This window comes from Parabacteroides acidifaciens (assembly GCF_003363715.1).
GTDB classification, from domain to species: Bacteria; Bacteroidota; Bacteroidia; order Bacteroidales; family Tannerellaceae; genus Parabacteroides; species Parabacteroides acidifaciens.
In genome coordinates this window covers 1-1,359 of record NZ_QREV01000120.1, presented here as the reverse complement: position 1 = coordinate 1,359, position 1,359 = coordinate 1, and the positions used below count along the sequence as shown (strand labels likewise).

At 48.7% G+C, this 1,359-nt stretch carries 2 protein-coding genes; both read right to left on the bottom strand.

The window, feature by feature from the left end; all coding sequences use genetic code 11:
* On the bottom strand, positions 1–377 hold a 377-nt coding region (locus tag DWU89_RS20380), incomplete at its 3' end, for a hypothetical protein (protein WP_147292173.1).
* Between the two features lie 342 nt (positions 378–719).
* Positions 720–1,359: BF2992 family fimbrillin-A clan protein (locus DWU89_RS20375; protein WP_147292172.1), on the bottom strand; the 640-nt coding region annotated here is incomplete at its 5' end.

Below are 1,359 nucleotides of genomic sequence, written 5' to 3'. Positions count from 1 at the left end.
GACAGGGCATAGAACGTATAGGTTCCGGCTGTCAGGAACATCTCTTCTTCTCCGTTTTTTACCGCCAGGCCTCCGCCATCCGCAGCCAGATAATCCCGGCAGGACTGTGGCGCGGCAGCGGGCTGACTGATTGACGGCTGCATATAGGCCCGAATCGTGACATTCACATCCTTCCGAAGGGCTTGCGTTTCCGGTGTACCTTCATTTCCAGCCTTTGTCTCGACTAAATCGATCCTGCCGCTAAACGACACGGCGATCTTTTCCTCCGGTTGAACAGGAGGAATCTCTTCTTTCAGAATCTCCTCCCCGGAGGAGCAGGAGAACAAAAGAAGAAGGGCCAATAATAGGCCGGCGATTATGGATGGATGTTGTTGCACGGTTGTTTAATTTGATATTAAAAAATAATGGTAAATGATGATTTAGCAGTGAGTTGCAGAGGCCTCGTAGGGGCGGTTCGCGAACCGCCCAAAAGCCCTGTAAGGGCGACAGATCATAGCCCAAGGCGTGAGCCTTGGGTTTAAATAGGACCACCTCCCGTCTTCGAGCCCTGTAAGGGCGATACCTTGTGACACAGGATGTTACCTGTGCCGCCCTTACAGGGCTAAGAGGGGGGGAGGGAGACGTTTCCTTAACCCAAGGCTCACGCCTTGGGCTGAGATCTGCCGGGCTTACAGCCCTAAGACTATGTCGCTAAATCATCATTCATTCGCCCTATCTGTTTAACTGCCACTATTACCATCTGTGTTATCCGGTTCTGTCGGGGTTAAGTTGCCTTCACCATTCTCGAATGTTACCGGATTCCAATTTGTTACCGTTGCACCCGTAAAGGTGATGCCGTTGGCTTTCAGGGTGGCCGTGTAGGTATATTGTTTGCCGGATTCAAAACCGCCTGACGGATATTTTAGTTGGGTGGTATAGGTCCGTTCTCCCCCTTCTGTTTCTCCCGTGTTCTGCACTTTAACCCTTAGGGTGACTGTGGGAACAGGCTCATTACTTTCATCAATTAATGGAAGCATAATGTAAGAGACTGTTGCCTTATTCTCTGCAACTTCTCCACAGGTCATTTTTACAGGATTATCAGCATCGACAGATGTTGCCGGTGCTATTACTCCGGTTGACAGTGTCATTTTGCACAAGTTGCTTGCATTGGGACTTGGTACCTTCGGAGGCGTAATCTTGGCGGAGTCGCCGCTTTCCATCCAGCCTTTTAAGGTAATTCCGTTATTGGTTCCCGATACTATATTTATGACAATTTTTACCGCCTTTCTTTCAAATTTCAATTCAACATTCTGTTTGTCTGGCGTCCCTGTTATCGCTTTACTTTCTGATTTTGCCCAAAGATAGTTGAACCCGTTACTT